The sequence below is a fragment of the Bounagaea algeriensis genome, assembly GCF_054491375.1.
The window spans coordinates 388,411-414,283 of the sequence record NZ_CM137102.1 but is presented as its reverse complement, the minus strand read 5'-3'; the positions used below and the strand labels follow the sequence as shown (position 1 = coordinate 414,283).

Below are 25,873 nucleotides of genomic sequence, written 5' to 3'. Positions count from 1 at the left end.
GCACATCCCCGCACCTTCGGAGGAACCCGAGTGACACGTTCCCAACCACTGGCGAGCCCCGCCGCGCACGCGGGCGAACCCACCGCGCCCGCCGTCCGGCTGCGCGCTGCGAGCCTGCGCTACGGCACGCGCACCCTCTGGCACGACCTGGACCTGGACGTGCAGCCGGGCGAGTTCGTGGCCGTGCTCGGGCCGAACGGCACAGGCAAGACCAGCCTGCTGCGCGTCCTGCTCGGCCTGACCGGGCTGAGCAGCGGCACCGCCGAGATCGCGGGCGGTCCGGTGCGCCGCGGCGGCGAGCGGATCGGCTACATCCCGCAGCAGCGGGCGGTGGACAGCACGGTGACCATCCGCGGCCGCGACCTCGTCGGGCTCGGCCTGGACGGGCACAACTGGGGCCTCGGCTGGCGCAACCGGCGCCGGCGCAAGCAGCGCGTCGACGCGGCCCTGCGCGCGGTGGAGGCCACCTCCTACGGTCACGTTCCGCTCGGCCTGCTCTCCGGCGGGGAGCAGCAGCGGCTGCGCGTGGCGCAAGCCCTCGTCGGCTCCCCCGACGTGCTGCTGTGCGACGAGCCGCTGCTGTCCCTGGACCTGGCGCACCAGCACAAGGTCAGCGAACTCATCGCGCGGCAGGCCCGCGAGACCGACGCCGCGGTCCTGTTCGTCACCCACGAGATCAACCCGGTGCTGCCGGTCGTGGACCGCGTGCTCTACCTCGCCGACGGCCGGTTCCGGCTCGGCACGCCCGAGGAGGTGATGAACTCGGCGACGCTGTCCGAGCTCTACGGGACCGACGTCGAAGTGGCCCGCGTCGGCAACCGGCTGGTGATCGCCGGCGCGGAGGACACCGCGGCGGCTGAACCGCACGGCACCGCCCACCACGTGCAGCAGCAGGAGGACTCGTGAACTCGCTGGGCGACGCCCTCGGCGGCATGTTCGACTTCTCGGTGACCGGCGAACTGCTCGCCTACCCGTTCGTGCAGCAGGCACTGCTCGCCGCGGCCGCGCTGGGGCTCGTCTCGGGCTGCCTCGCCCCGCTCGTGGTGGCCCGCAAGATGTCGTTCGCCGTGCACGGCACCGCGGAACTCGCCTTCACCGGGGCCGCGGCAGCACTGCTGTTCGGGATGAGTATCGGCGTGGGTTCGCTGGCCGGCGCCGTGGTGGCTTCGCTGCTGCTGGGCCTGCTGGGGCAGCGCGGCACGGAACGCGACTCGGTGATCGGCGCGATCCTCTCGTTCGGCATGGGTGTCGGCGTGCTGCTGCTGTGGCTCAACCCCGAACGCACGTCCAACAAGTTCAGCATCCTCATCGGACAGATCGTCGGTGTGAACTCCTCCGACGTGGCGCTGCTGAGCACCAGCGCCGCGGTCGTGCTCGTCGTGTTCGCCTTCGTCTACCGGCCGCTGCTGTTCGCCAGCGTCGACCCGGACGTCGCCGGAGCGCGCGGCGTGCCCGCGCGCGTGCTCACCCCGGTGTTCGCCGTGCTCGTCGGCGTGGCCACCGCCCTCGGCGTGTACACCGTCGGTGCGCTGCTCGTGATGGCGTTGATGGTGACCCCGGGCGCGGCGGCCGCGCGCGTGACCGCCAACCCGGTCGCGGCGACGGTGCTGTCGGTCGTGTTCGCCGAAGCGGCCGCGCTCGGCGGGATCGTGCTCTCGCTGGCGCCCGGCGCGCCGGTGAGCGCTTTCGTCACGACCATCTCGTTCGTCATCTACCTGGTCTGCCGCGGGCTCGGGGCGCGCAGGCTGCGGCGCCTCTCCCGCGCGGCGTGAGCACGATCGGCGACGCGCCGGTGCCCCGCCCACGCGCGCTCCGCCGCGCGCTCCGGGAGCGGCCGGCGGCTCGGGGGTTTCTCAGGGTCCTTCCCGGATTCCGCAGCGCCTCCGCTCGCGCGAAGGTGCAGGTATGACGGTACACGCGAACGAACTCAGCCGTCCGCGCGAAGGAGCGTGGATCGCCGGGGTGTGCGCTGGCCTGGCCGACCGGTTCGGGCTGTCGCGCGGACTGGTGCGCCTGGCGTTCGTGCTCTCCTGCCTGCTGCCGGGCCCGCAGTTCGTGATCTACCTGGTCCTGTGGCTGCTGATCCCGCGCCGCAGCACCCGGCCGATCGCGACGGACCGCTCGCGGGGCGCGCCGCAGCAGCGAGGCTGATCACACCTCGACGCAGCAGAAAGCACCGCACGTGCACGTCTCCGGCGCACCCGGCGCCCGCGTCCGGCAGGTGTGCGCGAGCCGCTTTACCAGGGAAAATCCCGCCGCGCGGCGGCATCGGGAGGGCGCGGCGGACACGTGCGGGCGCCTCCGGTGCCGCGCCGCGACCGGATCCCGCGGACACGGTTCGCACAGGGGCGTGCACCGGAAGAATCCGGACGCGGACGACACAGCGCGGAAACGAGGCTTAGGCTGTCGTGCGTGCGTCCTTCCGGCGCGCCGACCGCGGTGCCGCGGCCGGTCACGATGCTGCGGGTGAGCTGGAGGAGAGGTTGAGGACGGAGACCAGAGCTCCGGAACGCACCGGGGCGACGGAAACCCCCGCTGCCCAGCCCGCGCGGATCGGGCTGCTGCGCCAACTGCTCCGCTTCGGCCTCGCCGGCGCCATCGCCGGGACCACCGACTACACCAGCCTCCAGCTGCTCATCGATGCCGGGCTGCTGTCCGAACTGGCGAAGGCGATCAGCTTCGTCCTGGGCAGCACGGTCGGTTATCTGATCAACAGCAACTGGACGTTCGCCTCGCAGCGCGACGCGCGCGAAATGGTCAGCGTGACCGGTGCCTACGGCTTGGCCTTCTGCCTCAACGTCAGCGCCTACGCCGCGCTGCGGTACTTCTTGCCGGAGATGCCGTGGAAGATCACCCTGTGCTGGTTCCTCGCGCAGGCGCTCGCCACCTCGTGCAACTTCGCGGTGCAGCGCGGCCTGATCTTCCGCCGCAAGCGCTGACCTCCCGCGGCGGGCGCGTGGGCGGCGACGGACACTCCGGTCGCGACCACCCCCGCTCCGGTGCGCCAGCTCCCGGCCGCACCCCACCTGACCAGGGGTTTGTACGTTTCTCGAGAAAAGTCCGGAACTTTTCTCGAGAAATGTACACACGGCCGGTCGGGCCCGTCTCGGCGAAGCTACCTGTGCAGTCGCCGACGGCGTGCGACTTCCGCCAGCACCACGCCGGAGGCCACGGAGGCGTTGAGCGATTCGACGTTGCCGGCCATGGGGATGGACACGGTCTGGTCGCAGGTTTCGCGCACCAGCCGGGACAGCCCCCGGCCTTCCGAACCGACGACGACGACCAGCGGTTCCGTCGCCAGTTCCAGCTCGTCGGAGCTGATGTCCGCATCGGCGTCCAGGCCCACGGACATCAGCCCGGCCTGCTGCAGGTCCTTCAGCGTGCGCGTGAGGTTGACGCACCGCGCCACGGGAAGCTGCGCGGCGGTTCCCGCGCTGGCGCGCCACGCCACGGCGGTCATGCCCGCGCTGCGCCGCTGCGGCAGGATCACGCCGTGCGCGCCGAAGGCCGCCGCAGAACGCACCACGGCACCGAGGTTGCGCGGATCGGTGACCCCGTCCAGCACGACGATCAGCGGGGCCATGCCCGAGTTCTGCGCCACCTCGAGCACGTCCTCGGGCTCGGCGTAGTTGTACGCCGGCACTTTCAGCGCCAGACCCTGGTGGTTCGCCCCGCCGGTGAGCTTGTCGAGTTCGGCGCGCGGCGCGTCGACGACGGCGATGCCGTGCGTGCGGGCGGATTCCACGGCTTCGGTCACGCGGTCGTCGGTGTCGATGCCGTAGGCCACGAACACGCCCGTGGCCGGCACGCCCGCGCGCAGGCACTCCACGACCGGGTTGCGACCGGCGATGATCTCGGGAGCGTTCTGCTTCTTCTCGCGCCGCTGCTCCCTTTCGCGCTCGGCCGCGATCCTGGCCTGCTTGCGCTTCTGCGCGGGGTGGTTGGTGCGGTTCTCGGCCTTCGGGATCGGCTTGCGTCCCTTGTTGATCTGCTTGTTCTTCTGGCCGCCGGATCCGACGACCATGCCCTTCTTCTTCTTGTTCGTCGCGCCGCGGCGCCTGTCGTTGCCTGCCACGTCTACCCGTCTTTCAATGTCCACATCGGACCGTCAGGTGTGTCCTCGACGGCGATTCCGCACGCCTGCAACCGGTCTCGCACCGCGTCGGCCGTGGCGAAGTCCTTGTGCTGGCGGGCCTGCTGGCGCTGCTGGAGCAGGCCGTCCACGAGCTCGTTCAATGCCCGGCGCGCGGCGTCGTCCGCGCGCGCATCGGCCCACTGCGGCGAGAGGGGGTCCAGACCGAAGACGTCGGTCATGGTCCGCACCGACGCGGCCGCCCCGCGTGCGGTGGCCTCGTCACCGCTGTCGAGCGCTGCGTTGCCCTCGCGCAGCACGTTGTGCACCACCGCGATCGCCTGCGGCGTGCCGAGGTCGTCGTCCATCGCCGCGCGGAACTCCTCCGGCACGGAACCGAAGTCCACAGCACCGGTGCGCTGCGCCACGCGCTGCACGAACGACTCGATCCTCCGGTAGGTGGCGACCGCCTCGGCCAGGCCGGACTCGGAGAACTCGACGGTCGACCGGTAGTGCGGCGTCACGAGGTAGTAGCGCAGCTCCGCCGCGCGCACGCGTTGCAGCACCGCCGGGATCGTCAGCGTGTTGCCGAGCGACTTGGACATCTTCTCGCCGCTCATGGTGACCCAGGCGTTGTGCATCCAGTAGCGCGCGAACGCGTCGCCCGCGGCGTTGGACTGGGCCAGCTCGTTCTCGTGGTGCGGGAAGACAAGGTCCAGCCCGCCACCGTGGATGTCGAACTCCGGGCCCAGGTAGTAGGTGGCCATCGCCGAGCACTCCAGGTGCCAGCCGGGACGGCCGGCGCCCCACGGGGTCGGCCAGCTCGGTTCACCCGGCTTGGCCGCCTTCCACAGCGTGAAGTCCCGCGGGTCGCGCTTGGCGGCGCCGCTGGACTCCCCCTGCTGCATCTCGCCGAGCCGCTGCCCGGACAGGATGCCGTAGCGGTCGGCGAAGGTCTCCACCGCGAAGTACACGTCGCCGTCGGCCGCGTAGGCGTGCCCCGAGTCGATGAGGCGCTGGATGAGCTGCACCATCTGCGTGATGTGCCCGGTCGCCCGCGGCAGCGCGGACGGCGGCAGGCATCCGAGCTGGTCGTACGCCCGCTCGAACGCGCGTTCGTGCGTGGCGGCCCACTCCCACCACGGGCGCCCCGCGTCGGCGGCCTTGGTGAGGATCTTGTCGTCGATGTCGGTGACGTTGCGGACCAGCCGCACGTCGTAGCCGGTGTGCTGCATCCACCGGCGCAGCACGTCGAAGTTCAGCCCGCTGCGGACATGGCCGACGTGCGGAATGTCCTGCACAGTGGCACCACACAGGTAGATCGACGCCACTGAGTCCTGGCGCGGCTGGAACTCGCGCGTGGTCCGCGTCACGGTGTCATGCAGGTGCAGGCTCACAGCCCCGATGGTACGGGGCGCGGCCACGAGCATCGGCGCCCACCACCGCACAGCTGCGCTCGCGCACGCACACCCGGTGCATCCGCCGCGCCTCGGCTGCCCCGCTGAACGCCCTCCCGGCCCGACCCAGTCTGGAACCCTTCCAGGGAGCACAATTTTCATGAAAATTGTGAGTTGTCCCCACTCGAGTGGAGTACAAATCATCCCCACACGATCGTGATCAAGCAACACGTTCATGATCAGTTCTGCGAGTGCTGCCGGGAAGTCGGGCTGCCGGGGCGTCGGGGAGGCGGAGCCGGGTCAGGTGAGGACGTCGGCGAGAGCGTTGCGCAGGGCGTCGGGGCGCTCGGACGTCGGGGCGGGCTCGACGAGCTCGAAACGGCACCCGACCGCGGTCGCACCGCCGTCCGCCTCGGCGCTGTCGCCGATCATGATCGTCTCGCTCGGGTCCACGCCCAAGCGCTCGCACGCCCGCAGGAACAACTTCGCGTCCGGCTTGACCAAACCCTCCTCGTAGGAGAGCAGGTACTCGTCGACGTGCTCGGCAGCACCGGTGCGCTCGAAGGCGAGGCGGAAGTCGAACGCGATGTTGCTGACCACGGCCACGCGCAGCCCGGCCTCCCGGCAGCGGCGCAGCACCTCGACCGCGTCCGGGTACGGGGTCCACTGGGTGGGGTCGACCAGCCGGCCGTACAGCGAATCGGCCTGCTCCTCGTCGAGGCCCGAGTGCTGCAACACCGCCATGTAGACCTTGCGGTGCAGCACCGGGTCCAGATCGCGGTTCTCCCACGCGTGCTCGAACTCCGGGCCGAGGTGCGCCACCTGCCCCGCCGGGGCGGTCATCCGCCGCATGATCTCGGCCTGTTCGGAGGTGTCCATCGGCCGACCGGACTCATCGGTGAAATTGGCCGCCCAGGACTCGTCCTCCTCCAAGCGGAACAACGTGCCGGAGAAGTCGAACAATACCGCGCGCATAGTCACGAGATCCACGATACGGGCGTCGGTACTCGGCGCACACGGCAATGTGCGCCAGCTTGCACCTCGGAACACGCGAACGGACGCACGCGGCTCACCGCCGGCGAACGCCCGCAGCGCGCTCGACCGCTCGACGATGGCCGCTCAACAGCGAGCACCCACCAGCAACCCCGGTAGCAACCCCAGTAGCAACCACCGGGCAGCGATCATCCGGCAGCGATGACCAGCGCCGTCGCGATCGCAGCGATGCCCTCGCCGCGCCCGGTCAGCCCCAGGCCGTCGGAGGTCGTCCCGGACACGGACACGGAGCCGCCGAGCGCCCCGGAGAGCACCCGTTGGGCTTCCTCGCGCCGCGCACCGATCCGCGGCGCGTTGCCGATCACCTGCACTGTGGCGTTTCCCACGCGGGAGCCGGTCGCCGCCAGCCGCGCCCCGACCTCGGCGAGGAAATCCACCCCGTGCGCTTCGGTCCAGTGCTCGTCGTCCGTGCCGAACACCGCGCCGAGGTCGCCGATCCCGGCGGCCGTGAGCACGGCATCGCACAGCGCGTGCGCAGCGACGTCGCCGTCCGAGTGCCCGACGCAGCCGGCGGCTTCGGGCCAGTGCAGCCCGGCCAGCCAGCACTCCCGGCCGGGTTCGATCCGGTGCACGTCGACGCCCTGGCCGACGCGCGGCACGAGGACGCTCGCCTCGGCGGCGCGCCCCTGGAGCACCGGGCTTTCCGCGTAATCCGTCACGACTTGCTCACCCACCGTGATCCGTGGCTGCCAGGACCGTTTCCGCGACCGCGAGGTCGAACTCCGTGGTGATCTTCAGCGCACGGGGATGCCCCGGCACGGTCGCCACCGGTTCCCCGAGGCGTTCGACCAGCCCCGCGTCATCCGTGGCGATGTCCTCGGCGACATCGTAGGCGCGGCGCAGCACGTCCAGGGCGAATCCCTGCGGCGTCTGCACCGCGCGCAGGTGCGAGCGGTCGACCGTGCGCAGCACCGCCTCGCCGGTGTCGACCTCCTTGACGGTGTCCGCGACGGGCAGCACCGGGATCACCGCGGGGGCGCCGCGCTCGACCGCGTCCACGACGTCCCGGATCACGGCGGGCGGGGTGAAGGCGCGTGCGGCGTCGTGCACGAGCACGGTCCGCGCCATCGGGGCCAGCTCGTCGACGCAGGCGAGGGCGCAGCGCACGGAGTCCGTGCGCTCGGCTCCGCCGGCCACGACGTGCACCCCGGCGACATCGGGCAGTTCCGCCTGCACCGCGGCCCGCTGCTCGGCGGGGGCGGCGACGATGACCTGCCCCACTCGGCCCGAGGCCAGCAGCCCTCGGACCGAGTGCGACAGTAAGGACTCACCTTTCACCGGTACCAGCGCCTTGGGCTTGTCAGCGCCCAAGCGCACCCCGCGGCCTGCCGCGGGGACCAGCGCGACGACACGCACGCTCGGTCGGCCCCGGTGCTCACACGGCGGTGGCGAGGACTTCGTCGAGCAGGCTCTCGGCCTTGTCCTCGTCCGTGCCCTCGGCCAGGGCCAGCTCGCTCACGAGCACCTGCCTGGCCTTCGCCAACATGCGCTTCTCACCTGCGGACAACCCACGATCCTGCTCGCGCCGCCACAGATCACGCACCACCTCGGCCACCTTGTTCACGTCACCGGAGGCGAGCTTTTCCACGTTGGCCTTGTAGCGCCGCGACCAGTTCGTGGGCTCTTCGGTGTGCGGTGCGCGAAGCACGTCGAAGACGTGATCGAGTCCCTCCTGGCCGACGACATCCCGCACACCGACAATTTCGGCATTGTCAGCGGGAACACGGACAGTGAGATCACCTTGCGCGACCCGGAGGACGAGGTACTGCTTTTCCTCACCCTTGATCACCCGGTTCTCGATCGCTTCGATCGTTGCGGCACCGTGGTGCGGGTAGACGACGGTCTCTCCGACCTTGAAACCCATGTGTCCTCTGCCCCTTTCGCTGCCTCCAGCTTAGCACGCCCGGGCAACTCCACCACCGCCGGCTCGACGTTCGTCGTCGCAGGTCAGAAGGCGAACAGGGGTTGACAAACCCTTCGTGATCGTGCAAGTAACAGGATTCCCGCGGCAGTTTTAATCCACAGTAGACACTAGATGAACCGGGCAATCGCCCACATCGGACCACCGCGGCGGGCCCGGCCGCCGCACCGAACCCGACCCAGCACCGAACCCGGCCGCCGGCCGAGCGCCGGGCCGCACAACTGTCCGCATCGCGGGAAACCGCCAACACCCCGACCGTCCCCCAGCACCGCCGGGCCGCAGCACCGCCGGCCCCCAGCACCACCGGGCCGCAGCACCGCCGCCCGCAGCCACCACCCCGCAACCAGCGCACGGCCCGCACCCCGCTCACCGGCGCCTGCCCACCGCGACCGGGACCTGACACCACGAACCGCGCCCCGGGGGATTAAGCTCGGCCCGGGTTGTCCGGCTATCAGGGAGGGACGCTGCAACCGTGATCCGCCCACAGCACCACAAGAGCGCACGCCTGCGACTGGTTCCGGCCGCACTCGCACTCGGACTCGGCGCCGCCGTCGTCCTCGGAGGTTGCAGCGCCGGTCAGAACGCGGAGACGCAGGAACAGGTCGCGGCCGTCAACGGCGCCTCGAAGGACCAGGGCGACATCGCGATCCGCGACGCCCAGTTCACCTTCCCGCAGACCGGCACCGTCTACCCCGAGGGATCCTCCGCGCCGATCCAGCTGATGATCGCCAACTCGGGTGAGACCGCCGACCGCCTCGTCGGGGCCTCCAGCCCGTACGCCGCTTCGGTCAACGTCAGCGGCACGACCGAGCTGCCCGGCGACACCGCCCTGCACGCCTACGGCGAACAGCCCCAGGGCGGTGGCGCGGACTCCGGTTATCAGCAACCGACGGCGAACCCCGACCAGCGCGAGGTCGCGATCACCGTCAACGGCTTCACCGAGGAGATCGGCCCCGGCGTGACCATCCCGGTGACCTTCCGGTTCGACAGGGCCGGGGAGGTCACGTTGCAGGTGCCCATCGGGCAGGACCACCGCCCGCGGCCCGAGCACGGCAGCCCGAAGCCCGAGTGATCCGTTCCGGTGCCGACCGGGCCGTCGGCGCCACCTACTAGTCTCGGGCCGTGCCACCGAAGAACGCTCGCGCCGCGCGCTCCGTCTACCGGTGCGCGGACTGCGGCCACGAGGTCGCGAAGTGGGTCGGCGTCTGCCCGTCCTGCCAAGCCTGGGGGACGATCGACGAGGCCCGCCCCAGCCGCGCGGAGACCAAGCAGGTCGCGGCCGGTGCGCCGAGCACCCCGGCGCGACCCATCGCCGAGGTCGATCTGGAATCGGCGCGCGCTGTCGCCAGCGGCATCGACGAACTCGACCGCGTGCTCGGCGGCGGGATCGTGCCCGGCTCGGTCGTGCTGCTCGCCGGGGAGCCGGGCGTGGGCAAGTCGACCCTGCTGCTCGAGGTCGCGCACCGCTGGGCCGCGCAGGGCACCTCGCCCGCGCTGTACGTCACCGGTGAGGAGTCGGCGGGCCAGGTGCGGCTGCGCGCCGAGCGCACCAACTCGGTGCACCCGGAGCTGTTCCTCGGCGCCGAGAGCGACCTGTCCGGCGTGCTCGGCCACGTCGACGGCGTCGGCCCGGGCCTGCTCATCGTCGACTCGGTGCAGACGGTGCAGTCCGCCGACGCGGACGGGACACCGGGCGGAGTCACCCAGGTGCGCGCGGTGACCACCGCGCTGGTGTCGCTGGCGAAGGAGCGCGGCCTGCCCGTGGTCCTCGTCGGACACGTCACCAAGGAGGGCGCGGTCGCCGGGCCGCGCGTGCTCGAGCACCTGGTGGACGTGGTGCTGCAGTTCGAAGGCGAGGAGCACTCGACGCTGCGCATGCTGCGCGGGGTGAAGAACCGCTTCGGCCCGGCCGACGAGATCGGCTGCTTCGAGCAGCACGACGAGGGCATCGTCGAGGTGCGCGACCCCTCGGGGCTCTTCCTCAACCGGCAGGAGCTGCAGGTCGAGGGCACCGCGATCACCGTCATGGTGGAGGGCAAGCGCCCGCTGCTGGCAGAGGTGCAGGCGCTGACCACGCAGAGCGAGCTGAGCATGCCGCGCCGCAACGTCAGCGGGCTCGACTCGGCGCGCGTGTCGATGATGCTCGCCGTGCTCACCAAGCACGGCAACGTGCACACGGGCAACCACGACGTGTTCGCGGCGACCGTCGGCGGCACCAAGCTCTTCGAGCCGGCGGCGGATCTGTCCGTGGCGCTGGCGATCGCTTCCTCGCGCCGCGGAGTGCCGCTGCCGCCGAACCTCGTGGCGATCGGCGAGGTGGGCCTCGCCGGCGAGATCCGCAAGGTCACCGCCCTGCGCCGCCGGCTGGCCGAGGCCGCGCGCATGGGCTTCACGCACGCCCTCGTGCCCCCGGACGCGGGGAGGCCGCCGGAGGGCATGCGGCTCCTCGAGGTCGACGACATCCGCGGCGCGCTGCGCCGGCTGCGCCGCGCGGAGGCGGCCGAGACCGATCGGGCGGCCGAATCCGGCCGAGCATCCGAACCCGACCGGGCATCGTGATCACAGGAGGACGACCGATGAGCACCACCGACGAGCTGCTGCACCGCAACGCCTCCGCGCCTGCGGGGGATCCGACGCTGCCCGCCGCGCCCTCGCTGCGCGCGGCGATCCTGACCTGCATGGACTGCCGCATCGACGGCTACGCGACGTTCGGGCTGCGCCCGGGTGAGGCGCACGTGCTGCGCAACGCCGGCGGTGTCGTCACCGACGACACCGTGCGCTCGCTGGCGGTGAGCCAGCGCAAGCTCGGCACTCGGGAGGTGATGGTCGTGCACCACACCGGATGCGGGATGCTCAGCTTCACCGACGAGGACTTCGCGGCGGAGCTCACCGCCGACGCGGGCATTGCTCCACAGTGGACGGCGCGTACCTACACCGACACCGCCGCGGACGTCCGCCGCTGCGTGCACGAACTGCGGACGAGCCCGTTCCTGCTGAGCACGACGACGGTGCGCGGATTCGTGCTGGACGTCGAGAGCCTGCGCCTGACCGAGGTTTCCACTGCTGGAGCGGAAGGTTGACCGCGATACCCGCGACGGACCCGACGTTCGAACCGGCCGAGCTCATCGACTGGTTCGAGCGCAACGCCCGCCACCTGCCGTGGCGCGCGCCCGGTGTGACCGGCTGGGGCGTGCTGGTCAGCGAGACCATGCTGCAGCAGACCCCGGTCAACCGGGTGCTGCCGATCTGGCAGGAGTGGATGCGGCGCTGGCCCAAGCCCTCCGACCTGGCCGCGGAGAGCCCGGGCGAAGTGCTGCGCGCCTGGGGCAAGCTCGGTTACCCGCGCCGCGCGCAGCGCCTGCACGAGGCGGCGGGGCGGATCGCCGCCGAGCACGGCGATGCGGTGCCCGCCGATGTGGACGCGCTGCTGGCCCTGCCCGGCATCGGCACGTACACGGCGCGGGCCGTGGCCGCGTTCGCCCACGGCCGCCGCGCACCGGTGGTGGACACGAACGTGCGCCGCGTCGTCGCCCGTGCCGTGCACGGCGAAGGCGATGCGGCGCCCTCGGCGAGCAAGCGCGATCTGGACGATGTGGACGCCCTGCTGCCGCAGGACGACCGCACGGCGGCGCGGATGTCGGCGGCGCTGATGGAGCTGGGCCAGACCGTGTGCACCGCCCGCTCGCCGGAGTGCGAGCGCTGCCCGATCGCGCACGGCTGCGCGTGGCTGCGCGCGGGCAAACCGGAGTACGCGGGTCCGCCGAAGAAGGCGCAGAAGTTCGCCGGCACGGACCGGCAGGTGCGCGGCAAGCTGCTCGACGTGCTGCGCGGCGCCTCCGGCCCGGTGCAGCGCGGTGCCCTGGACGCCGCGTGGTCCGAGTCCGGGCAGCGGGACCGCTGCCTGCACTCGCTGCTCGTGGACGGTCTGGTGGAGCAGACCGACGACGGCCGCTTCGCCCTGCCCGGCGAGCACTGACGAGGCGATGGCCGACGCGCTGGAGCTGCTGCTCGACGAGGCCGCAGCGGAGTCGGTCCGCTCGCTGCGGGAAAGCCTGGTGCGGGCGGGCGTTCCCACGCCCGGCGGGCGTCCGCACGTGACGCTGGCCGTGGCCGGTTCGATCCCCGCGGCCGCGCGGCGCGCGCTGCGCTCGGAGCTCTCCGTGCTCGCGGTGCCGCAGCTGTGGCTGTACACGCTGGGCACGTTCCCGGACCCGGACAACGTGCTGCTGCTGGCGGCGGTGGTGGACACCGAGGTGCTCGCGCTGCACTCGGCGGTGCACGACGTGCTCGCCGGGCGAGTGCGCGGGCCCTCGGCGCACTACCTGCCGGGCGCGTGGATCCCGCACTGCACGCTCGCCCGCGGGCTGACGAGCGAGCAGCTGGCCACCGGCTTCGCCGCGCTGCACCCGGTGGATCCGGTGCGCGCGCACATCAGCGACGTCGCCGTGGTGGACACGCGCACCGGGCGGTACGAGTCGCTGCGGGATCCTTCGGCGTCCGCGTAGTCGTCCGCACCGCGACCGGGACGCCTCCGAGCCCCGCCCTCATCCTTTCGGGTTCCTTCGGCAGCGCGCCGGTACCGGTTCCCGCCCGCCGCGCGCGGCGCCACCGATACTCCACTGTGGAACGCTGCCGCCCGGAGCGCCCGGCGGCTGCCGCCTCCGCCCGGCACCGCCACCTCCGCCCGGACCGCGCGCCGCACCGCGTCCGCAGCGCATCCGCAGCGCGGTAGGCGGACGGCGGAGCGCACAGGTGCCGCGGGGAGGAACTCCATGGAGATCGACGGCGTCGCCGCCCTCGGACGCGGGCTCACCGCGAAAGGACCGGAAGGCATCGTGTTCGCCAACGTCGACCTGCAGGTCCAGCCCGGCGAACTCACCGTGATCACCGGCGCGGGCGGCACCGGCCGCACCGCGCTGCTGCTCGCGCTGTGCGGGCGGATGCGGCTCATCGCCGGCCACTTGGAGGTCGCCGGCAAGCTCCTGCCCTCCGGAGCGCGCGCGGTGCGTCGGCTGGTGCTGCCGGCGCGCGCCTCGCCCGGGTTCGAGCTGGAGCCGAACCACCGCGTCCGCGAGGCGGTGGCCGAACAACGCTCGGTCAACCGGATCCGGTCCGAGGACCTCGACCAGGCCTGCGAACTGGTGGGGCTCGAGCTCACCCCGCGTGCGCTGATCCGCGAGCTGCCCGCGGTGGAGCGCACGCTGCTGGCGCTCGCGCTGTGCTCGTCGCGGCGGCCCGCCGGGCTCGTCCTCGACGACGTCGAAGCAGGACTTCCGCTCGGGCAGCGGGCCCGGGTGTGGGGCGCGCTGCACACGCTGACCCGCACCGGCATGACGGTCGTGGCCGCGGCCACCGACCCGCCCGCCACACCGGTGGACGTGCTCCGCCTGCCCCCGCCGGCCGACGTGTTCGGCCCCGGCGGGGTGCACGAACGCGCTCCCGCCCCGGAGGGGCAGCGGCACGACCGCGACGACACCCGGGAGCTGCCGACCGTCGAGGACCGCCGATGAAAGCGCTGCGACTCGCCTGGCTGGAACTGCTCCGGTTCCGGGGACCGCTGCGGTGGCTCGTCCCCGTGGTGCTCGTCCTCGTGCCGCTGCTGTACGGCGCGCTGTACCTGTGGTCGAACTGGGACCCGTACGGGCGGTTGGACCGGATCCCGGTCGCGGTGGTCAACAACGACCACCCGGTCGAGTACCGCGGCCAGGTCATCGACGCGGGCGAGCAGTTCGTGCGGCAGCTCAAGATCAGCGACACGTTCGACTGGCACTTCACCGACGCCGACCGGGCGGAGCGGGGCCTGCGCGACGGCACGTACTACTTCACGATCTCCGTGCCGCGCGATTTCAGCGCGAAGCTCGCCACCGCCGGCGAACCCGAACCGCAGCGGGCGCAACTGCGCATCACCAAGAACGACGCGAACGGCTACATCGCCGGGATCATGGCCGACACGGTCCGCTCGCAGCTGCAGCAGCAGGTCAACGCCGCCGCGCACACCAGCTACGCGCGGGCGCTGTACGGCGAGCTCGACCGCATCCGCGACCGGCTCAACACCGCGTCCGAAGCCACGCGCGGGCTCGTCGACGGCACGGACCTGGCCGAGCAGGGCACGAACGACCTCAGCAACGGGCTCGGCGACGTCGTGGAGGGCACCGGGCGGCTCTCCGACGGGATCAGCACCCTGGCGCAAGCGAGCCAGCAGCTGGACCAGCAGGTGACCGAGCTGACCGACACGGCCGCCGAGGAACTGCCCCGCGCGGTGGACGCGTTGGTGCGCACCACCGACACCGCGGCCGGCGGCATGGCGGCGGTCAAGCAGGCGACGGGAGCGGTGCAGCCACGTGCGCAGCAGTCCGCGGACGCGCTGGAACGCCTCGGACAGCGCCATCCCGACCTGCGCACCGACGAGACCTACACCGCGGCGCTCGACCGCGCGCGCGAAGCCGCCGCGGCCGCGACGCGCGCCGACGAGCAGGCCGCGCAGGGACTGCGGAGCGCGCGGGAGGCCAACGAGCGCGCCGTGGCCATGCAGAACGGGATGAGCCAGCTGCAGGCGCAGGTCCGCTCCGTGCGCGTGCCCGTGGACACGATGACGACCGGCACGTCGCAGCTCGCCGGCGGCATGCCCGGCATCGTCAGCGGCCTGCAGACCCTGCAGTCGCAGGGGCGGACGCTGCACACCGGGGCCCAGCAGATGAGCGGCAGCGCGCAGCAGCTGCACCGGCTGGTCACCGACAGCCTCGAACGCATCCCGCCGACGGACCCCTCGCAAGTGGCCCGTGCGGCGGACGTGCTGGGCTCGCCGACCACCATCGAGGAGCAGAACCTGAACCCGGCGCACGTGTACGGGCGCGGGCTCGCACCGTTCTTCTTCGGCATCGCGCTGTGGGTGTTCGGCCTGTTCGCCTACCTGGTGCTGAAACCGTTCAACGAGCGCGCGCTGGCCGGGCGTGCCTCGGTGTTCTCGCTGGCGCTGGGCGGTTTCCTGCCCGCGGGGGCGCTGGGCGTGCTCGGCGGGCTCGTGCTCTACACCGTGGTGGACTTCGGGCTCGGGCTGGCCCCGGTGCACGCGGGGTGGACGATCGGTCTGGTGAGCCTGGCGGCGCTGGCGTTCGTCGCCATCGACCACTTCCTGCGCACGGCGTTCGGCGCGGTCGGCAAACTGCTGTCGCTGGTGCTGCTCATCCTGCAGTTGACGGCTTCCGGGGGCTTGTACCCGATGGAGACCACCCCGGCGCCGTTCCAGGCGATCCACCCGTACCTGCCGATGACCTACCTCGTGGACGGTCTGCGCGTGACGATCTCCGGTGGGCTCGCCGAACACCTGGTGCGCGATCTCGTCGTGCTCGGCTGCGTGCTCGTGGTCTTCCTCGGGCTGACGATGCTGACCATGCTGCGGCAGCGGATGTGGAGCATGGGGCGGCTGCACCCGCAGATCGAGCTCTAGTAGGAGGACATTGTCGGGTCGTTTTGCACGGGGGCTTTCGTAGCGGAACCTCCCGCAGCGGGTTCGGCTGGTGCGGCCCTTCGGTGCTGGCGCGCCGACACGAGGAAGCTCGCAGTCACCCGACTGAACAACGTCCCCGGACATCACATCTAGGCGGCGCAGGTGCCGCCGCGGGCGCGTAGCCTGGGGGCATGGCAGTGGTCAAGATCAACGCGATCGAGGTTCCCGAGGGCTCCGAGGCCGAGCTGGAGAAGCGCTTCGGCCAGCGGCACGGCGCCGTGGACAACGCTCCCGGTTTCCTCGGTTTCGAGCTCCTGCGCCCCACCAAGGGCGAGAACCGGTACTTCGTCTACACCAAGTGGGAGTCGGAGGAGCACTTCCAGCAGTGGCTCAACGGGCCGATGAAGCAGGCCCACGCCGGTGAGCAGCAGGATCCGGTGGCGAGCGGTTCCTCGCTGCTCGAGTTCGAGGTCGTGCTCACTTCCGGGCCGGGGGCGGACGCCGAGAGCTGAGCCCGTTCAGCCGTCGCCCGAGCGACGCGGAGCTGCGGGCCCGGCGCCGGCGGCCAAGGACAGCTCGACCAGCAACGCCCGGTGGTCCGAACCGGCGATGCGCTGCGCGCGGTAGTCGGACGCGCTGATCGGCCCGCTGGTGAGCACGTGGTCGATCGTCACCGGCGGCGCCGCCCGCCCCACCGGCCAGGTCGGCACCAGACCGCGGCCGGTGGCGGCACCGGCGTCGCGGTAGCCGCGCCCGAGCAGTTCGCGCAGCGGCGTGTGGTCCAGCGTCGCGTTGAAGTCCCCGGCGAGGACCCGCGGCACCGCCCCGCGCGCCGGCGGCGGCAGCGCGCCGAGGTCGCGCTCCCACCGCTGCACCGTGTGCGCCCCCATCGGATAGAGCGTGTGCACCGACACGAGATCCACCGCCGCCCCACCGGGCATCCGCATCCGCGCGGCCGGGTGCGCCATCGTCGTCGCGCCGACGAGGTCCCGCTCGCGCAGCGGGAACCGCGCGGCGATGCCGGAACCTTCGCCGTGCGCAGCCGGGTGCCACACGCGGTGCGGAAGCGTCGAGCGTAGCCCCGCGCGGTCCAGTCGACCCGCCAGCTGCGGGGTGAGTTCCTGCACCATGAGCACGTCGACGTCGTTGTTGCGCACCGCGTGCACGATCCGCTCGGCTTCCGCGCGGCCGAAGAAGGCGTTGATGGTCAGCACCCGCAGCTCGTCGCCGGACTCGGCCACCGCACCGTCGCGCCCGGGGCCGTCGGATCCGGCCCCGCCCGCGCCGTCGGGCACGGCGCGCGGTGCGACCGCGGCCAGCAGCAGCGCGGTGATCACGCCGAGGGCCGCGGTGCACGTCCACCGCCGCAGCAGCAGCGCCGCGATCAGCAGCACCGCGCCGAGCGGCACCGCGTACTGGGTCAGCGCGGTCGCGGCGACCAGCCAGCGGCTCGCCACGTCCCACCCGAGGCGGGGCACGGCCAGCCACACCAGCAGGGCCGCGGCGCACGCCCACAGCACCGCGCTGGTGATCCTCCCGCCGCTGCGCGGCGTTGCTCGCATGCCACCTCCCTACCACCCGGTTCGCACGACGCCGTCGACGCACTCCCTCCCAACCGGGTCGAACGCAGCGAGGTCGAACACAGCCGGGTCGGACACATCCGGGTCGAACGCGGCCGGGATCGATCACGCACCCGGCTCGAAGGCGGCCGGCCCGGGGCGGCGCTTCGGACGTCGAATCCGAAAATTCACGGGCGTTCATCGGCGGCGCCGTGGATACTCGACGGCTGGGCGACCGCCCCGCGACGCACGGCGAGGAGAGGGGCATGGACTACGCGATTCGCGCCCGAGGCCTGAGCAAGCGCTTCGGCGCGCACACCGCGCTGTCAGGTGTGGACCTGGAGGTCCCCGCGGGCACGATCCACGGGGTGCTCGGTCCGAACGGCGCGGGCAAGACCACCGCGGTGCGCATCCTGACGACGCTGCTGCAGGCCAGCGGGGGTTCCGCTGCGGTCGCTGGTTTCGACGTGGCGCGGCAGCCGTTCGCCGTGCGCGCGCGCATCGGGCTCACCGGCCAGTACGCCTCGGTCGACGAGGAGCTCACCGGTTACGAGAACCTGATGCTGCTGGGGCGCCTGCTGGAGATGCGGCGGCGGGACGCGCGAAGCCGTGCCCGTGAGCTGCTCGACCGGTTCGGGCTGGCCGAGGCGGGCAACCGCGCGCTCAAGACGTACTCGGGCGGCATGCGGCGCCGCCTGGACCTGGCGGCGAGCCTCGTGGCTCGGCCGGCCGTGCTGTTCCTGGACGAGCCGACCACGGGCCTGGACCCGCGCAGCCGCAACCAGGTGTGGGATCTCGTGCGCGGGCTGACCGCCGACGGGGTCACGGTGCTGCTGACGACGCAGTACCTGGAGGAGGCGGACCAGCTGGCCGACCGCATCAGCGTGATCGACCACGGGTCCGTCGTCGCCGACGGGCGCGCGCCGGAGCTCAAGCAGCGCGTCGGTGGGCAGACGCTGCAGGTGCGTCCCGCCGACCCGGCCGACATGCCGCGCGTGCGGCGGATTCTCGTGGAGTCGGTGCGCGCCGAGCCGACCGCGCACGAGGAGACCGGACTGCTGACGGTGCGCGTCGACGACTCCTCCGTGCTGTCCACTGTGGTGCGGCGGCTCGACGACCAGGGGATCACCGCGAGCGAACTGGCGCTGCGACTGCCCAGTTTGGACGACGTGTTCCTGTCGATCACCGGCAAGCCGACCACCGACGAACACCCCGCTGACGGGCCTGAAGCGGATCCGACGCGGGAGGCCGACCAGGCTCGAGTGACGGACAAGCCGAAAGAGTTCCTATGACCAGCACTTTACGAGCCGAGCCCCGCACCGCGGCCGAGCACGTGCCGTCCACGCGCCGGATCGGCTTCCTCCGCGGGCTGCGGCACGGGTTCACGCTGTCGTGGCGGAGCATCCTGAAGATCCGCAAGTCCCCGGAAGCGCTCGTCGACGTCACGATCCAGCCGATCCTGTTCCTCGTGATGTTCGTGTACCTCTTCGGCGGTGCGATATCCGGGGACACGGGTGCCTACCTGCAGCAGACCCTGCCCGGGGTGCTGGCGATGAACATGGTCTTCGCCAGCCTCGGCACGGGCATGCAGCTGAACACCGACATCAGCAAGGGCGTGTTCGACCGCTTCCGCAGCCTGCCCATCGCGCGCAGCGCCCCGCTGGTCGGGGCGGTCTTCGGCGACATCTTCCGCTATCTGCTGTCCATCGCGGTGCTGTTCGCCGTGGCCAGCCTCATGGGCTTCCGCGTGCAGACTGGACTGCTGGCCACGCTCGGCGCCGTAGTCGTGGTCATCGCCTTCGCACTGGCCATGTGCTGGATCACCGTGTTCCTGGGGATGCTGATCCGCAGCCAGCAGGCGCTGCCGGGCGTGGCCATGGCGTTCATGTTCCCGCTGACCATGGCCAGCAACGTGTTCGTGCCCGCCGAAACCATGCCCGGATGGCTGCAGGCGTGGGTGGAGGTCAACCCGGTCACGCAGCTGGCCGACACGGCCCGCGGCCTCATGCTCGGCGGCCCCGTCGTCGGCCCGCTCGGCGCGACCGCGGTGTGGATGCTCGGCATCGTGGTGGTGTTCCTGCCCCTGGCCATGTACGCCTACCGCAAACGGGCGTAGGAGGACGTTGTTGGACCGTTTCCTCTATTGAGGGCGGGTGATTGAGGGTAGCCGGGATGAACCTCAGCACTCCCCCGGACTGGGCTCCTGTCTGCGTGGACAGGAAGGGCGGCGTCGCAGTGTGCCGAGGTTCGTGGCTCTGGCTTACGTCAGGCGTTCAGTGGGTTGGCCGGTGATCTCGGCGATCAGTTCGAAGTCCTTGTCGGCGTGGAGCACGGTCAGGTGTGCCCGTTCGGCGAGAGCGGCGATCACCAGGTCGGGCACGGAGGGTGCGCGGTGCTGTCCGCGCGCGGCCAGCAGACGTTGCACCTCGACGGCGCGGTTCTCGGCCGCCGGGGTCAGGTACTCCACGGGCATGAGCGCGATCGGCGGGGCGGACACGGCGGCGGTGTGGTCCTCGGCCGAGCGTGCCGAGTAGCCGACCTCGAGCAGGGTCACGGTGGCCAGGCGCACCAAGCCGCGTTCGATCCGCCGGTCCCACTCGTCGTGGTCGGTTGCCGATCTGAGCCGGGCGAGTGCGGATTTGTCGACCAGCCACGAGCCTGCGGTCATGACCAAGCCTCGGCCATCACATCCGGGGCATCGAGGTCCAGGGTCGCGTCGTGGAACCGTCGCCAATCGGTGGCGGTGACCGCAGACGCGGATGCGGGGCGATACTCAGCATCCAGATGACGCCGGAGATATTCGGCCCGGGACAGGCCCTGCTCGACGGCCCGTCGGTCGATCTCGGTCACCGTCACCTCGGCAACATCGCGAACGAGGATGTCAGACATGATCCTCACCTCCTGATATCAAGGATATCGCAGATGTCGTCTCCTCGTCCAGTCCGGCGCACGGCCACGACCCAGCGAGTGTTGGACCGGGCGGACGGCGACGAACTGAACGCAGCCTTGAGCCGGTGGCTGGCCAGTTCCCCTGGTCACGGGTTTGCCGGTCTACGGTGGTCGGCGCTCCGGGACGTCTCGCGCCGAGGGCTACAGCGATCCCGCGGTCGCAGTCGCGACGGCAACGACGAGCATGGCGCCGGTGATGACGAAACCGACTTTCGCGATCTTCGTGCGGACGCCGAAGGCAGCGGCGACGATGCCCACGGCCAGCATCCAGAACAGCCAACCCGCTACGCCGAGCAGGAAGAACGGGAAGCCCACGCCGTCTGTGCTGCCGGGCAGCCCTGAGTTGTACAGGCCCGCCACGAGGTAGATCCAACCGAGGATTCCCAGGAAGGCGCACGGGACGGCAAAGACCGACCCCAGCATTTGGGCTGTCCGTCGAGCTTCCGTCGTCATCGGGCGTTCCCTTCTCCGGTCATGATGCGTGCCATGGACTCCCGCGTTTGAGGGCGGGGTATCTCGTTATTGGGCACCGACGATGGCTGAGATTCCGGACATGATGGCCATGGCCAGGGTCGAGCCGATCAGAATCTGACGTGTGCGCCGCATCCATCCGATCGTGGAGGCGAGAACGATGACGAGGCCCACCATCCACGGCAGGATCCAGAGCGAGAAGAGAGCTGTGACGATGCCCTGGTCAGCCGTCCCGGGCTTCCACCCCTCGAAGGTGGCGCCGAGGTAGGGGAACCAGCCGCCGAGGCTGTACGCCATGATGACTCCGCCAACGACGCTACCGACGATGCGCAACGGCTTGAGCGCGACAGGGGAACCGGTGTCGTTGCCGGTCGTCATTGTGATCCTCCGTGTTGCGTTGCCCACCCGGACACTCCTCGTCGGCTTCACATTCCACCGACGACATACCTACACCAGGATCAATTGCTTCGACCGGTCGGAGGCAAGAGCGTTATCTCGTCTCACCCCGCGTCGCCGACAAGAACATGAAGTCCGACCGCCACAGCAACTGCAAGGATCAGCAGAACTACGTAGAGCGGCAACGCGACTCGCATCGAGCGGTGTTCGGATTGAGCGATGAACGCGAACCCGGCAGCACCGACAAGGCCGTACACGATGGCACCGGTTGTGGCGATACCGGACTCAAGCGAAGACACGCCGGTCATGTTTCCGACAACGAGGTCATACAGGGCGATCCCTGTCAGCGGGATGCACAGCACCCAAACAAGAATCCCCAAGCCAAGAAACAGCCAGCCTGACACTGTAGCTCCGGAGACGGCGGACTCGGTGCCTCCGCCGAGCTTGCGCAGCCCCTGGGCGAACTCGCGCGCCTGGCCGGGACTACCGGCCACGAAGGTGTTCAGCGTCATCGGTTGTCACTGCCCCAGGTTGTGGAAGAGTCCGGCGTTGCTGTCGTCGGTCGAGGCGTAGTCGGCCTTGTTGACATCCAGGTCGGAGGCCCCGTTGTGCAGGGTCTCGACGTAGCCGGCGGTGCCCCGCAGCAGATCGGCCACCGTGGCATCCGCCGCCGCACTCGACGGCCCGAGGTCCGGCGACGCGGGCGGTTGCGCCTGCCCGAGCTCGCTCGTGGACCGTTCGATGCCACCGGTAAGCGCCGACAAGGTCGCCGGATCAACCCGCACGCTCACGGAGCCTCCCCACAGCCCGTTGATCACCACCGGGAACGCACCGTATCGAACAAGCTACGAGTTCGGGTGCGGGTTTCTACTCAAACCCGCGTGATCACTCGGGCAGAGCAGCGGGTGTGGGGTATAGGGCACTCGCTGAGATCCACAGAGACGGTCGATCAGGGCTGCTCTCGACTACATGGGGGCCGGGTGGTGAATCTCGGGAAATCCCAGGGGAAATCAGAGCGCTCCACAGTATCGTTCCTGGCCACAGGGATGCCCAGCGTGTCCTGTGGCCAGGGAAACGCGAAACCCGTGCAGTGGCCCGAGAAACGAGAACGCCCCCCGGCTGAGCCGAGGGGGCGAACCGTGCTACATTCGATCTTGTCACGGATGAAAATAGCAGGGTCAGCGTAGCACCCGGAAGCACGCTCCCTCCACGGCCGTCCCAGGCAGGCCGCGGGCAGGGTCGAGTCCTGGCCGACGTTCACAGCGCCGCGCATCCCGGTCAGAGCGGATGAAGCTGGAGCGTGCGCACACATCGGTTATCGGAGCATCCCCGCTGATCGTCCGTGAGGGCTGCGCACGCGAGATCCACTGATCACGCCCTCCATCGCGGTCTCAGTGGTAACCCCGGCGCTGCGGGCGCGTAACACCGTCCGCGGGTAGAACTCCGAAGACACAACTCCGGCGTACCGGAGGACTCCGGCGATGGGCTGGCTCCTCTGCAAGTCCTACCTTCCTCTTGGTCCTGGTCGACGCGTGCCCACATGCGTTGAGCTCCGGCAGCCCCTCGGTGCTCGTTGACCGGGACCAGGGGGATCACAGCCTTACCGGTCCACGCGGCCCCCGGAGGGGAGTCGTCGCTTCGCTCCTCCGATCGATGCTGCAGCGGAACTGCACCACCGGCGGGGCCCGTGGCGGACGAGCTCAGGTGGCTGCGTGGGAACCGGCGCGGACTGCGGCAGGCCGCGCCGGGCTCGAGCGGAGTGGCTGCCCGATGTCGAGCACCCCGGAGGCGAGGGGCGCGCCTGAGGTCCTGCCGAACGAGCCGCACGCCAACCGAGGCACACAATCAACCGGGCCGCACGACGCGTTCACAACGCGATGCCGAGCACGGCCAGTCCGAGCGTGTAGACCACGACCGGGATCAGCACGATCGCGGCCACGTTCAGCCACACACCGGTTCTGACCATCTGCGGGATGGTCACGTAGCCGGAGCCGAAGACGATCGCGTTCGGCGGGGTCGCCACCGGCAGCATGAACGCGCAGCTCGCCGCGAGCGCGGCCGGGACGACCAGCAGCAGCGGATCCAGTGCGAGCCCCAGCGCCACTCCCGCCAGGATCGGCAGGAACGTGGCCGCGGTGGCGGTGTTGCTGGTCATCTCCGTGAGCACGAGCACGGCCACCACGGCGACCGCGACGAGGACCACGGTGGGCACGCCGCCGAGCGCGCCCACCGTGTCGCCGATGAACGAGTCCAACCCGCTGTCGGAGATCCCGCCGGACAGCGACAGTCCGCCGCCGAACAGCAGCAGCACGCCCCACGGCAGGTGCGCCGTCGACGACCAGTCCAGGAGGAACACACCGGACCGCGGGTCGACGGGCAGCAGGAACAGCACGACGGCCGCGGCGATGCCGATGCCCGCGTCCGAGATGTTCAGCCACGGCAGCAGCGCGTCCAGCGGCTCCCGCGTGATCCACAGCAGCGCGGTGCAGATGAAGACGATGAGCACGGTCCGCTCACCGCGCCCCATCGGCCCCATGGCGTGCAGTTGTTCGCGGAACAGCTCCCGCCCGCCGGGGATCTCGCGCAGCGACGTCGGGTACAGCACCCGGGTGAGCAGCAGCCACCCGAGCAGGAGCAGCACCACCGACAGCGGCAGTCCGAACAGCATCCACTGGCCGAAGCCGATGTCGATGCCGTAGTTGTCGGACAGGAAGCCCGCCATGAACAGGTTCGGCGGCGTGCCGATCAGCGTGGCCAACGACCCCATGCTCGTGGCGTAGGCGATCGCGAGCATCAGCGCGGTGGCGAACCGGCCGGCGCCCGGATCGGTCGGGTCGAAGCGGGCTTCGGACTCCCCTTCGACGCGTTCGAAGACGAGCCGGAGCACGGACAGGCCGATCGGCAGCATCATCACGGCGGTGGCGGTGTTGCTGATCCACATGGACAGGAACGCGGTGGCGATCATGAACCCGGCGATCACCCGGTTCGGCTTCGTTCCCACCGCCAGCACGGTGCGCAGCGCGATCCGCCGGTGCAGCCCCCAGCGCTGCATCGCCAGGGCGAGCATGAACCCGCCCATGAACAGGAAGATCGTGTCGCTGGCGTACGGCGAGGTCGCGTCCTCGACGTCCATGCCGGCCAGCGGCGGCAGCAGCGCGATGGGCAGCAGCGCGGTCGCCGCCAGCGGCATCGCTTCGGTCATCCACCACACGGCCATGAGCACGGCCAGCGCGGCCACTCCGCGTGCGTCGCCGCTGAGCCCGTCGGGGCCGGTGGGCAGCAGGAAGTACGCGGCGATCGCCAGCACGGGACCGAGGAACCGTCCGATCCAGGCTCGTCGCGACACCCGCGTCGGTTCGAAGGTCTCCCCGATCTCCGGGCTGAACCGCGCGCCGGTCCCGCCTGGTTCGCTCATCGACGCTCCCTCGCAGTTGCCGACCGTGAAAAACCGGACGCACGTCCTGTGACGCCCGTTACAGCCCAGACGTTAACCGATCCGCGTGATCCCGGAAACCGCCCCGCGCGACGCGACGACCGGTCGCCGACGCCCTGCGGCCCCGCGCCGCGGAGCACCTCGCCATGGCGCACATCACACCCGGCGGCCTCGGGAGGTATCCCCAGGTCAGCGTCAATCCGGACGATCGCGGCACGCTCTGCTGGAACGATGGGGCTGGAACGATGGGGCTGGAACGTTGGGGCTACAGCGACGGGTGTTGCCGACGTCGGTCCCGAACTCACCCGGCCGCGGCGGCCGTTCCCGAACACCCGTCCCCGGCCACCCGTTCCCGACTACCCGTCCCCGGCCACCCGTTCCCAACTACCCGTCCCCGACTACCCGTTCCCGACTACGGAGCACCCATGGACTCGACCGCTGCGCTCGCCGGTACCACCGGAGGGATCACCGACTGGGTCAACGGGGCGATGAGCGCGCTGGGGGCGCCCGGCGCGGGAGGGCTCATCGCGCTCGAGAACGTGTTCCCGCCGCTGCCGAGCGAGTTCGTCCTGCCGTTCGCCGGGTTCTCCGCCGGCCAGGGCGGAATGTCGCTGCTCGCCGTGATCGCGTGGACCACGATCGGCTCGGTCGTCGGCGCTCTGGTGCTGTACTGGGTCGGCGCGAAGCTCGGGCGGGAGCGCACGCGGGCGCTGGTGCTGCGCCTGCCGCTGCTGAAGGAGTCCGATGTGGACCGCACGGAGGCGTGGTTCCACCGCCACGGCGGCAAAGCCGTGTTCTTCGGCCGGATGCTGCCGATGTTCCGCAGCCTGGTGTCCGTGCCCGCCGGTGTGGAGCGGATGCCGCTGCCACTGTTCGTCCTGTTCACCGCCGGCGGCAGCGCCGTGTGGAACACGGCGTTCATCCTGCTCGGCTACCGGCTCGGTGCGAGTTGGCACCTGGTCGAACGCTACGCCGGCGCGTTCTCCCGCGCCGTCGTGCTCGCCACCGCGGTTGCCGTCATCGCGTTCGTCGTGCTGCGCGTGCGCCGCAGCCGGGTCGAGGCGCGGCGGGCGCACCGGGCGAGCGCGCACCGGCCCGCGGCCGGGGACGGGACGACCGATGAGGACGCACGTCGCCGGTGACACCGGGCAGGTGGTGCGCCGGGCAAGTGACAC

Annotated in this window: 29 protein-coding genes; 15 read left to right on the top strand and 14 right to left on the bottom strand. The window is 71.1% G+C overall.

The features are described from left to right. Window positions 1–30 precede the first annotated feature (30 nt). From ACVGV2_RS01880 to ACVGV2_RS01865, 4 genes are all read left to right on the top strand, one after another. Complete coding sequence (locus tag ACVGV2_RS01880; protein ID WP_459164316.1) at window positions 31–906, top strand: metal ABC transporter ATP-binding protein; 876 nt, start codon at window positions 31–33, stop codon at window positions 904–906. After that, entirely contained in the window at window positions 903–1,772 is an 870-nt protein-coding gene (locus ACVGV2_RS01875) for a metal ABC transporter permease (protein WP_459164315.1), read from the top strand. Before ACVGV2_RS01880 ends, ACVGV2_RS01875 begins: the two co-directional genes overlap by 4 nt. A gap of 133 nt (window positions 1,773–1,905) precedes the next feature. Next, window positions 1,906–2,151, top strand: coding sequence for a PspC domain-containing protein (locus ACVGV2_RS01870; protein ID WP_459164314.1), 246 nt, complete (start codon window positions 1,906–1,908; stop codon window positions 2,149–2,151). 332 nt (window positions 2,152–2,483) lie between these two features. Then, on the top strand, window positions 2,484–2,939 hold the full coding sequence (locus ACVGV2_RS01865) for a GtrA family protein (RefSeq protein ID WP_459164313.1): 456 nt from the start codon (window positions 2,484–2,486) through the stop codon (window positions 2,937–2,939). Between the two features lie 176 nt (window positions 2,940–3,115). Here ACVGV2_RS01865 and rlmB read toward each other — a convergent pair whose 3' ends face one another. From rlmB to ACVGV2_RS01835, 6 genes are all read right to left on the bottom strand, one after another. Continuing rightward, the gene (gene rlmB, locus ACVGV2_RS01860) at window positions 3,116–4,075 is read right to left on the bottom strand and encodes a 23S rRNA (guanosine(2251)-2'-O)-methyltransferase RlmB (protein ID WP_459164312.1); all 960 of its coding nucleotides are present in this window, start codon (window positions 4,073–4,075) and stop codon (window positions 3,116–3,118) included. A gap of 2 nt (window positions 4,076–4,077) precedes the next feature. After that, on the bottom strand, window positions 4,078–5,469 hold the full coding sequence (gene cysS / locus ACVGV2_RS01855) for a cysteine--tRNA ligase (RefSeq protein ID WP_459164311.1): 1,392 nt from the start codon (window positions 5,467–5,469) through the stop codon (window positions 4,078–4,080). A 300-nt stretch (window positions 5,470–5,769) separates the two neighbouring features. Next, window positions 5,770–6,450 (bottom strand): HAD family hydrolase, encoded by a 681-nt coding sequence (locus ACVGV2_RS01850; RefSeq protein WP_459164310.1) that lies wholly within the window; start codon window positions 6,448–6,450, stop codon window positions 5,770–5,772. A gap of 200 nt (window positions 6,451–6,650) precedes the next feature. Then, window positions 6,651–7,121 (bottom strand): 2-C-methyl-D-erythritol 2,4-cyclodiphosphate synthase, encoded by a 471-nt coding sequence (gene ispF / locus ACVGV2_RS01845; protein WP_459165835.1) that lies wholly within the window; start codon window positions 7,119–7,121, stop codon window positions 6,651–6,653. A gap of 67 nt (window positions 7,122–7,188) precedes the next feature. Next, complete coding sequence (gene ispD / locus ACVGV2_RS01840) at window positions 7,189–7,878, bottom strand: 2-C-methyl-D-erythritol 4-phosphate cytidylyltransferase (RefSeq protein ID WP_459164309.1); 690 nt, start codon at window positions 7,876–7,878, stop codon at window positions 7,189–7,191. Window positions 7,879–7,897: 19 nt separating this feature from the next. Continuing rightward, a complete protein-coding gene (locus tag ACVGV2_RS01835; protein ID WP_459158054.1) occupies window positions 7,898–8,386 on the bottom strand; it encodes a CarD family transcriptional regulator in 489 nt (162 codons plus the stop codon). A gap of 529 nt (window positions 8,387–8,915) precedes the next feature. On the opposite strand from ACVGV2_RS01835, the gene ACVGV2_RS01830 reads away from it, so the two are divergent. From ACVGV2_RS01830 to ACVGV2_RS01795, 8 genes are all read left to right on the top strand, one after another. Further along, the gene (locus ACVGV2_RS01830) at window positions 8,916–9,515 is read left to right on the top strand and encodes a copper chaperone PCu(A)C (RefSeq protein WP_459164308.1); all 600 of its coding nucleotides are present in this window, start codon (window positions 8,916–8,918) and stop codon (window positions 9,513–9,515) included. Between the two features lie 50 nt (window positions 9,516–9,565). Beyond that, window positions 9,566–11,002: a DNA repair protein RadA gene (gene radA / locus ACVGV2_RS01825; protein ID WP_459164307.1), complete on the top strand. Its 1,437-nt coding sequence runs from the start codon at window positions 9,566–9,568 to the stop codon at window positions 11,000–11,002. 17 nt (window positions 11,003–11,019) lie between these two features. Continuing rightward, window positions 11,020–11,523, top strand: a complete 504-nt coding sequence (locus tag ACVGV2_RS01820; protein ID WP_459164306.1) for a beta-class carbonic anhydrase — start codon at window positions 11,020–11,022, stop codon at window positions 11,521–11,523. A 44-nt stretch (window positions 11,524–11,567) separates the two neighbouring features. Continuing rightward, the gene (locus ACVGV2_RS01815; RefSeq protein WP_459165834.1) at window positions 11,568–12,419 is read left to right on the top strand and encodes an HhH-GPD family protein; all 852 of its coding nucleotides are present in this window, start codon (window positions 11,568–11,570) and stop codon (window positions 12,417–12,419) included. A 7-nt stretch (window positions 12,420–12,426) separates the two neighbouring features. Next, on the top strand, window positions 12,427–12,948 hold the full coding sequence (locus ACVGV2_RS01810) for a 2'-5' RNA ligase family protein (RefSeq protein ID WP_459164305.1): 522 nt from the start codon (window positions 12,427–12,429) through the stop codon (window positions 12,946–12,948). A 267-nt stretch (window positions 12,949–13,215) separates the two neighbouring features. Next, window positions 13,216–13,953, top strand: coding sequence for an ATP-binding cassette domain-containing protein (locus ACVGV2_RS01805; protein ID WP_459164304.1), 738 nt, complete (start codon window positions 13,216–13,218; stop codon window positions 13,951–13,953). After that, entirely contained in the window at window positions 13,950–15,890 is a 1,941-nt protein-coding gene (locus tag ACVGV2_RS01800) for a YhgE/Pip family protein (RefSeq protein ID WP_459164303.1), read from the top strand. The genes ACVGV2_RS01805 and ACVGV2_RS01800 overlap by 4 nt, the downstream gene beginning before the upstream one ends. Before the next feature lie 191 nt (window positions 15,891–16,081). Beyond that, window positions 16,082–16,402, top strand: a complete 321-nt coding sequence (locus ACVGV2_RS01795) for an antibiotic biosynthesis monooxygenase family protein (RefSeq protein ID WP_459164302.1) — start codon at window positions 16,082–16,084, stop codon at window positions 16,400–16,402. Between the two features lie 6 nt (window positions 16,403–16,408). On the opposite strand, the gene ACVGV2_RS01790 is transcribed toward ACVGV2_RS01795, so the two are convergent. Beyond that, a complete protein-coding gene (locus ACVGV2_RS01790) occupies window positions 16,409–17,452 on the bottom strand; it encodes an endonuclease/exonuclease/phosphatase family protein (protein WP_459164301.1) in 1,044 nt (347 codons plus the stop codon). A 263-nt stretch (window positions 17,453–17,715) separates the two neighbouring features. On the opposite strand from ACVGV2_RS01790, the gene ACVGV2_RS01785 reads away from it, so the two are divergent. Both ACVGV2_RS01785 and ACVGV2_RS01780 read left to right on the top strand, forming a co-directional pair. Beyond that, complete coding sequence (locus tag ACVGV2_RS01785) at window positions 17,716–18,741, top strand: ATP-binding cassette domain-containing protein (protein ID WP_459164300.1); 1,026 nt, start codon at window positions 17,716–17,718, stop codon at window positions 18,739–18,741. Beyond that, on the top strand, window positions 18,738–19,565 hold the full coding sequence (locus tag ACVGV2_RS01780; protein ID WP_459164299.1) for an ABC transporter permease: 828 nt from the start codon (window positions 18,738–18,740) through the stop codon (window positions 19,563–19,565). Before ACVGV2_RS01785 ends, ACVGV2_RS01780 begins: the two co-directional genes overlap by 4 nt. A 144-nt stretch (window positions 19,566–19,709) precedes the next feature. On the opposite strand, the gene ACVGV2_RS01775 is transcribed toward ACVGV2_RS01780, so the two are convergent. The 7 genes from ACVGV2_RS01775 to ACVGV2_RS01745 all read right to left on the bottom strand — a co-directional run bounded on the left by ACVGV2_RS01775 (window position 19,710) and on the right by ACVGV2_RS01745 (window position 24,680). Next, on the bottom strand, window positions 19,710–20,117 hold the full coding sequence (locus ACVGV2_RS01775) for a PIN domain-containing protein (protein WP_459164298.1): 408 nt from the start codon (window positions 20,115–20,117) through the stop codon (window positions 19,710–19,712). After that, window positions 20,114–20,338 (bottom strand): type II toxin-antitoxin system VapB family antitoxin, encoded by a 225-nt coding sequence (gene vapB, locus ACVGV2_RS01770; protein WP_459164297.1) that lies wholly within the window; start codon window positions 20,336–20,338, stop codon window positions 20,114–20,116. The genes ACVGV2_RS01775 and vapB overlap by 4 nt, the downstream gene beginning before the upstream one ends. A gap of 201 nt (window positions 20,339–20,539) precedes the next feature. Next, a complete protein-coding gene (locus ACVGV2_RS01765) occupies window positions 20,540–20,851 on the bottom strand; it encodes a hypothetical protein (RefSeq protein ID WP_459164296.1) in 312 nt (103 codons plus the stop codon). A 66-nt stretch (window positions 20,852–20,917) separates the two neighbouring features. After that, entirely contained in the window at window positions 20,918–21,247 is a 330-nt protein-coding gene (locus tag ACVGV2_RS01760; protein WP_459164295.1) for a hypothetical protein, read from the bottom strand. A 122-nt stretch (window positions 21,248–21,369) separates the two neighbouring features. Next, window positions 21,370–21,777 (bottom strand): hypothetical protein, encoded by a 408-nt coding sequence (locus ACVGV2_RS01755; protein ID WP_459164294.1) that lies wholly within the window; start codon window positions 21,775–21,777, stop codon window positions 21,370–21,372. Between the two features lie 6 nt (window positions 21,778–21,783). Then, entirely contained in the window at window positions 21,784–22,056 is a 273-nt protein-coding gene (locus ACVGV2_RS01750; RefSeq protein ID WP_459164293.1) for a hypothetical protein, read from the bottom strand. Between the two features lie 1,076 nt (window positions 22,057–23,132). Beyond that, window positions 23,133–24,680 (bottom strand): SLC13 family permease, encoded by a 1,548-nt coding sequence (locus tag ACVGV2_RS01745; protein ID WP_459164292.1) that lies wholly within the window; start codon window positions 24,678–24,680, stop codon window positions 23,133–23,135. A 443-nt stretch (window positions 24,681–25,123) separates the two neighbouring features. On the opposite strand from ACVGV2_RS01745, the gene ACVGV2_RS01740 reads away from it, so the two are divergent. Continuing rightward, complete coding sequence (locus ACVGV2_RS01740) at window positions 25,124–25,840, top strand: DedA family protein (RefSeq protein ID WP_459164291.1); 717 nt, start codon at window positions 25,124–25,126, stop codon at window positions 25,838–25,840. Window positions 25,841–25,873: the final 33 nt, after the last annotated feature.

Coding starts and splice junctions, on each gene's coding strand:
- ACVGV2_RS01870 (WP_459164314.1), top strand. CDS start 1,906: ATGACGGTACACGCGAACGAACTCAGCCGTCCGCGCGAAGGAGCGTGG.
- ACVGV2_RS01835 (WP_459158054.1), bottom strand. CDS start 8,386: ATGGGTTTCAAGGTCGGAGAGACCGTCGTCTACCCGCACCACGGTGCC.
- ACVGV2_RS01820 (WP_459164306.1), top strand. CDS start 11,020: ATGAGCACCACCGACGAGCTGCTGCACCGCAACGCCTCCGCGCCTGCG.
- ACVGV2_RS01810 (WP_459164305.1), top strand. CDS start 12,427: ATGGCCGACGCGCTGGAGCTGCTGCTCGACGAGGCCGCAGCGGAGTCG.
- ACVGV2_RS01805 (WP_459164304.1), top strand. CDS start 13,216: ATGGAGATCGACGGCGTCGCCGCCCTCGGACGCGGGCTCACCGCGAAA.
- ACVGV2_RS01800 (WP_459164303.1), top strand. CDS start 13,950: ATGAAAGCGCTGCGACTCGCCTGGCTGGAACTGCTCCGGTTCCGGGGA.
- ACVGV2_RS01795 (WP_459164302.1), top strand. CDS start 16,082: ATGGCAGTGGTCAAGATCAACGCGATCGAGGTTCCCGAGGGCTCCGAG.
- ACVGV2_RS01790 (WP_459164301.1), bottom strand. CDS start 17,452: ATGCGAGCAACGCCGCGCAGCGGCGGGAGGATCACCAGCGCGGTGCTG.
- ACVGV2_RS01785 (WP_459164300.1), top strand. CDS start 17,716: ATGGACTACGCGATTCGCGCCCGAGGCCTGAGCAAGCGCTTCGGCGCG.
- ACVGV2_RS01780 (WP_459164299.1), top strand. CDS start 18,738: ATGACCAGCACTTTACGAGCCGAGCCCCGCACCGCGGCCGAGCACGTG.
- ACVGV2_RS01775 (WP_459164298.1), bottom strand. CDS start 20,117: ATGACCGCAGGCTCGTGGCTGGTCGACAAATCCGCACTCGCCCGGCTC.
- vapB (WP_459164297.1), bottom strand. CDS start 20,338: ATGTCTGACATCCTCGTTCGCGATGTTGCCGAGGTGACGGTGACCGAG.
- ACVGV2_RS01765 (WP_459164296.1), bottom strand. CDS start 20,851: ATGACGACGGAAGCTCGACGGACAGCCCAAATGCTGGGGTCGGTCTTT.
- ACVGV2_RS01760 (WP_459164295.1), bottom strand. CDS start 21,247: ATGACGACCGGCAACGACACCGGTTCCCCTGTCGCGCTCAAGCCGTTG.
- ACVGV2_RS01755 (WP_459164294.1), bottom strand. CDS start 21,777: ATGACGCTGAACACCTTCGTGGCCGGTAGTCCCGGCCAGGCGCGCGAG.
- ACVGV2_RS01745 (WP_459164292.1), bottom strand. CDS start 24,680: ATGAGCGAACCAGGCGGGACCGGCGCGCGGTTCAGCCCGGAGATCGGG.
- ACVGV2_RS01740 (WP_459164291.1), top strand. CDS start 25,124: ATGGACTCGACCGCTGCGCTCGCCGGTACCACCGGAGGGATCACCGAC.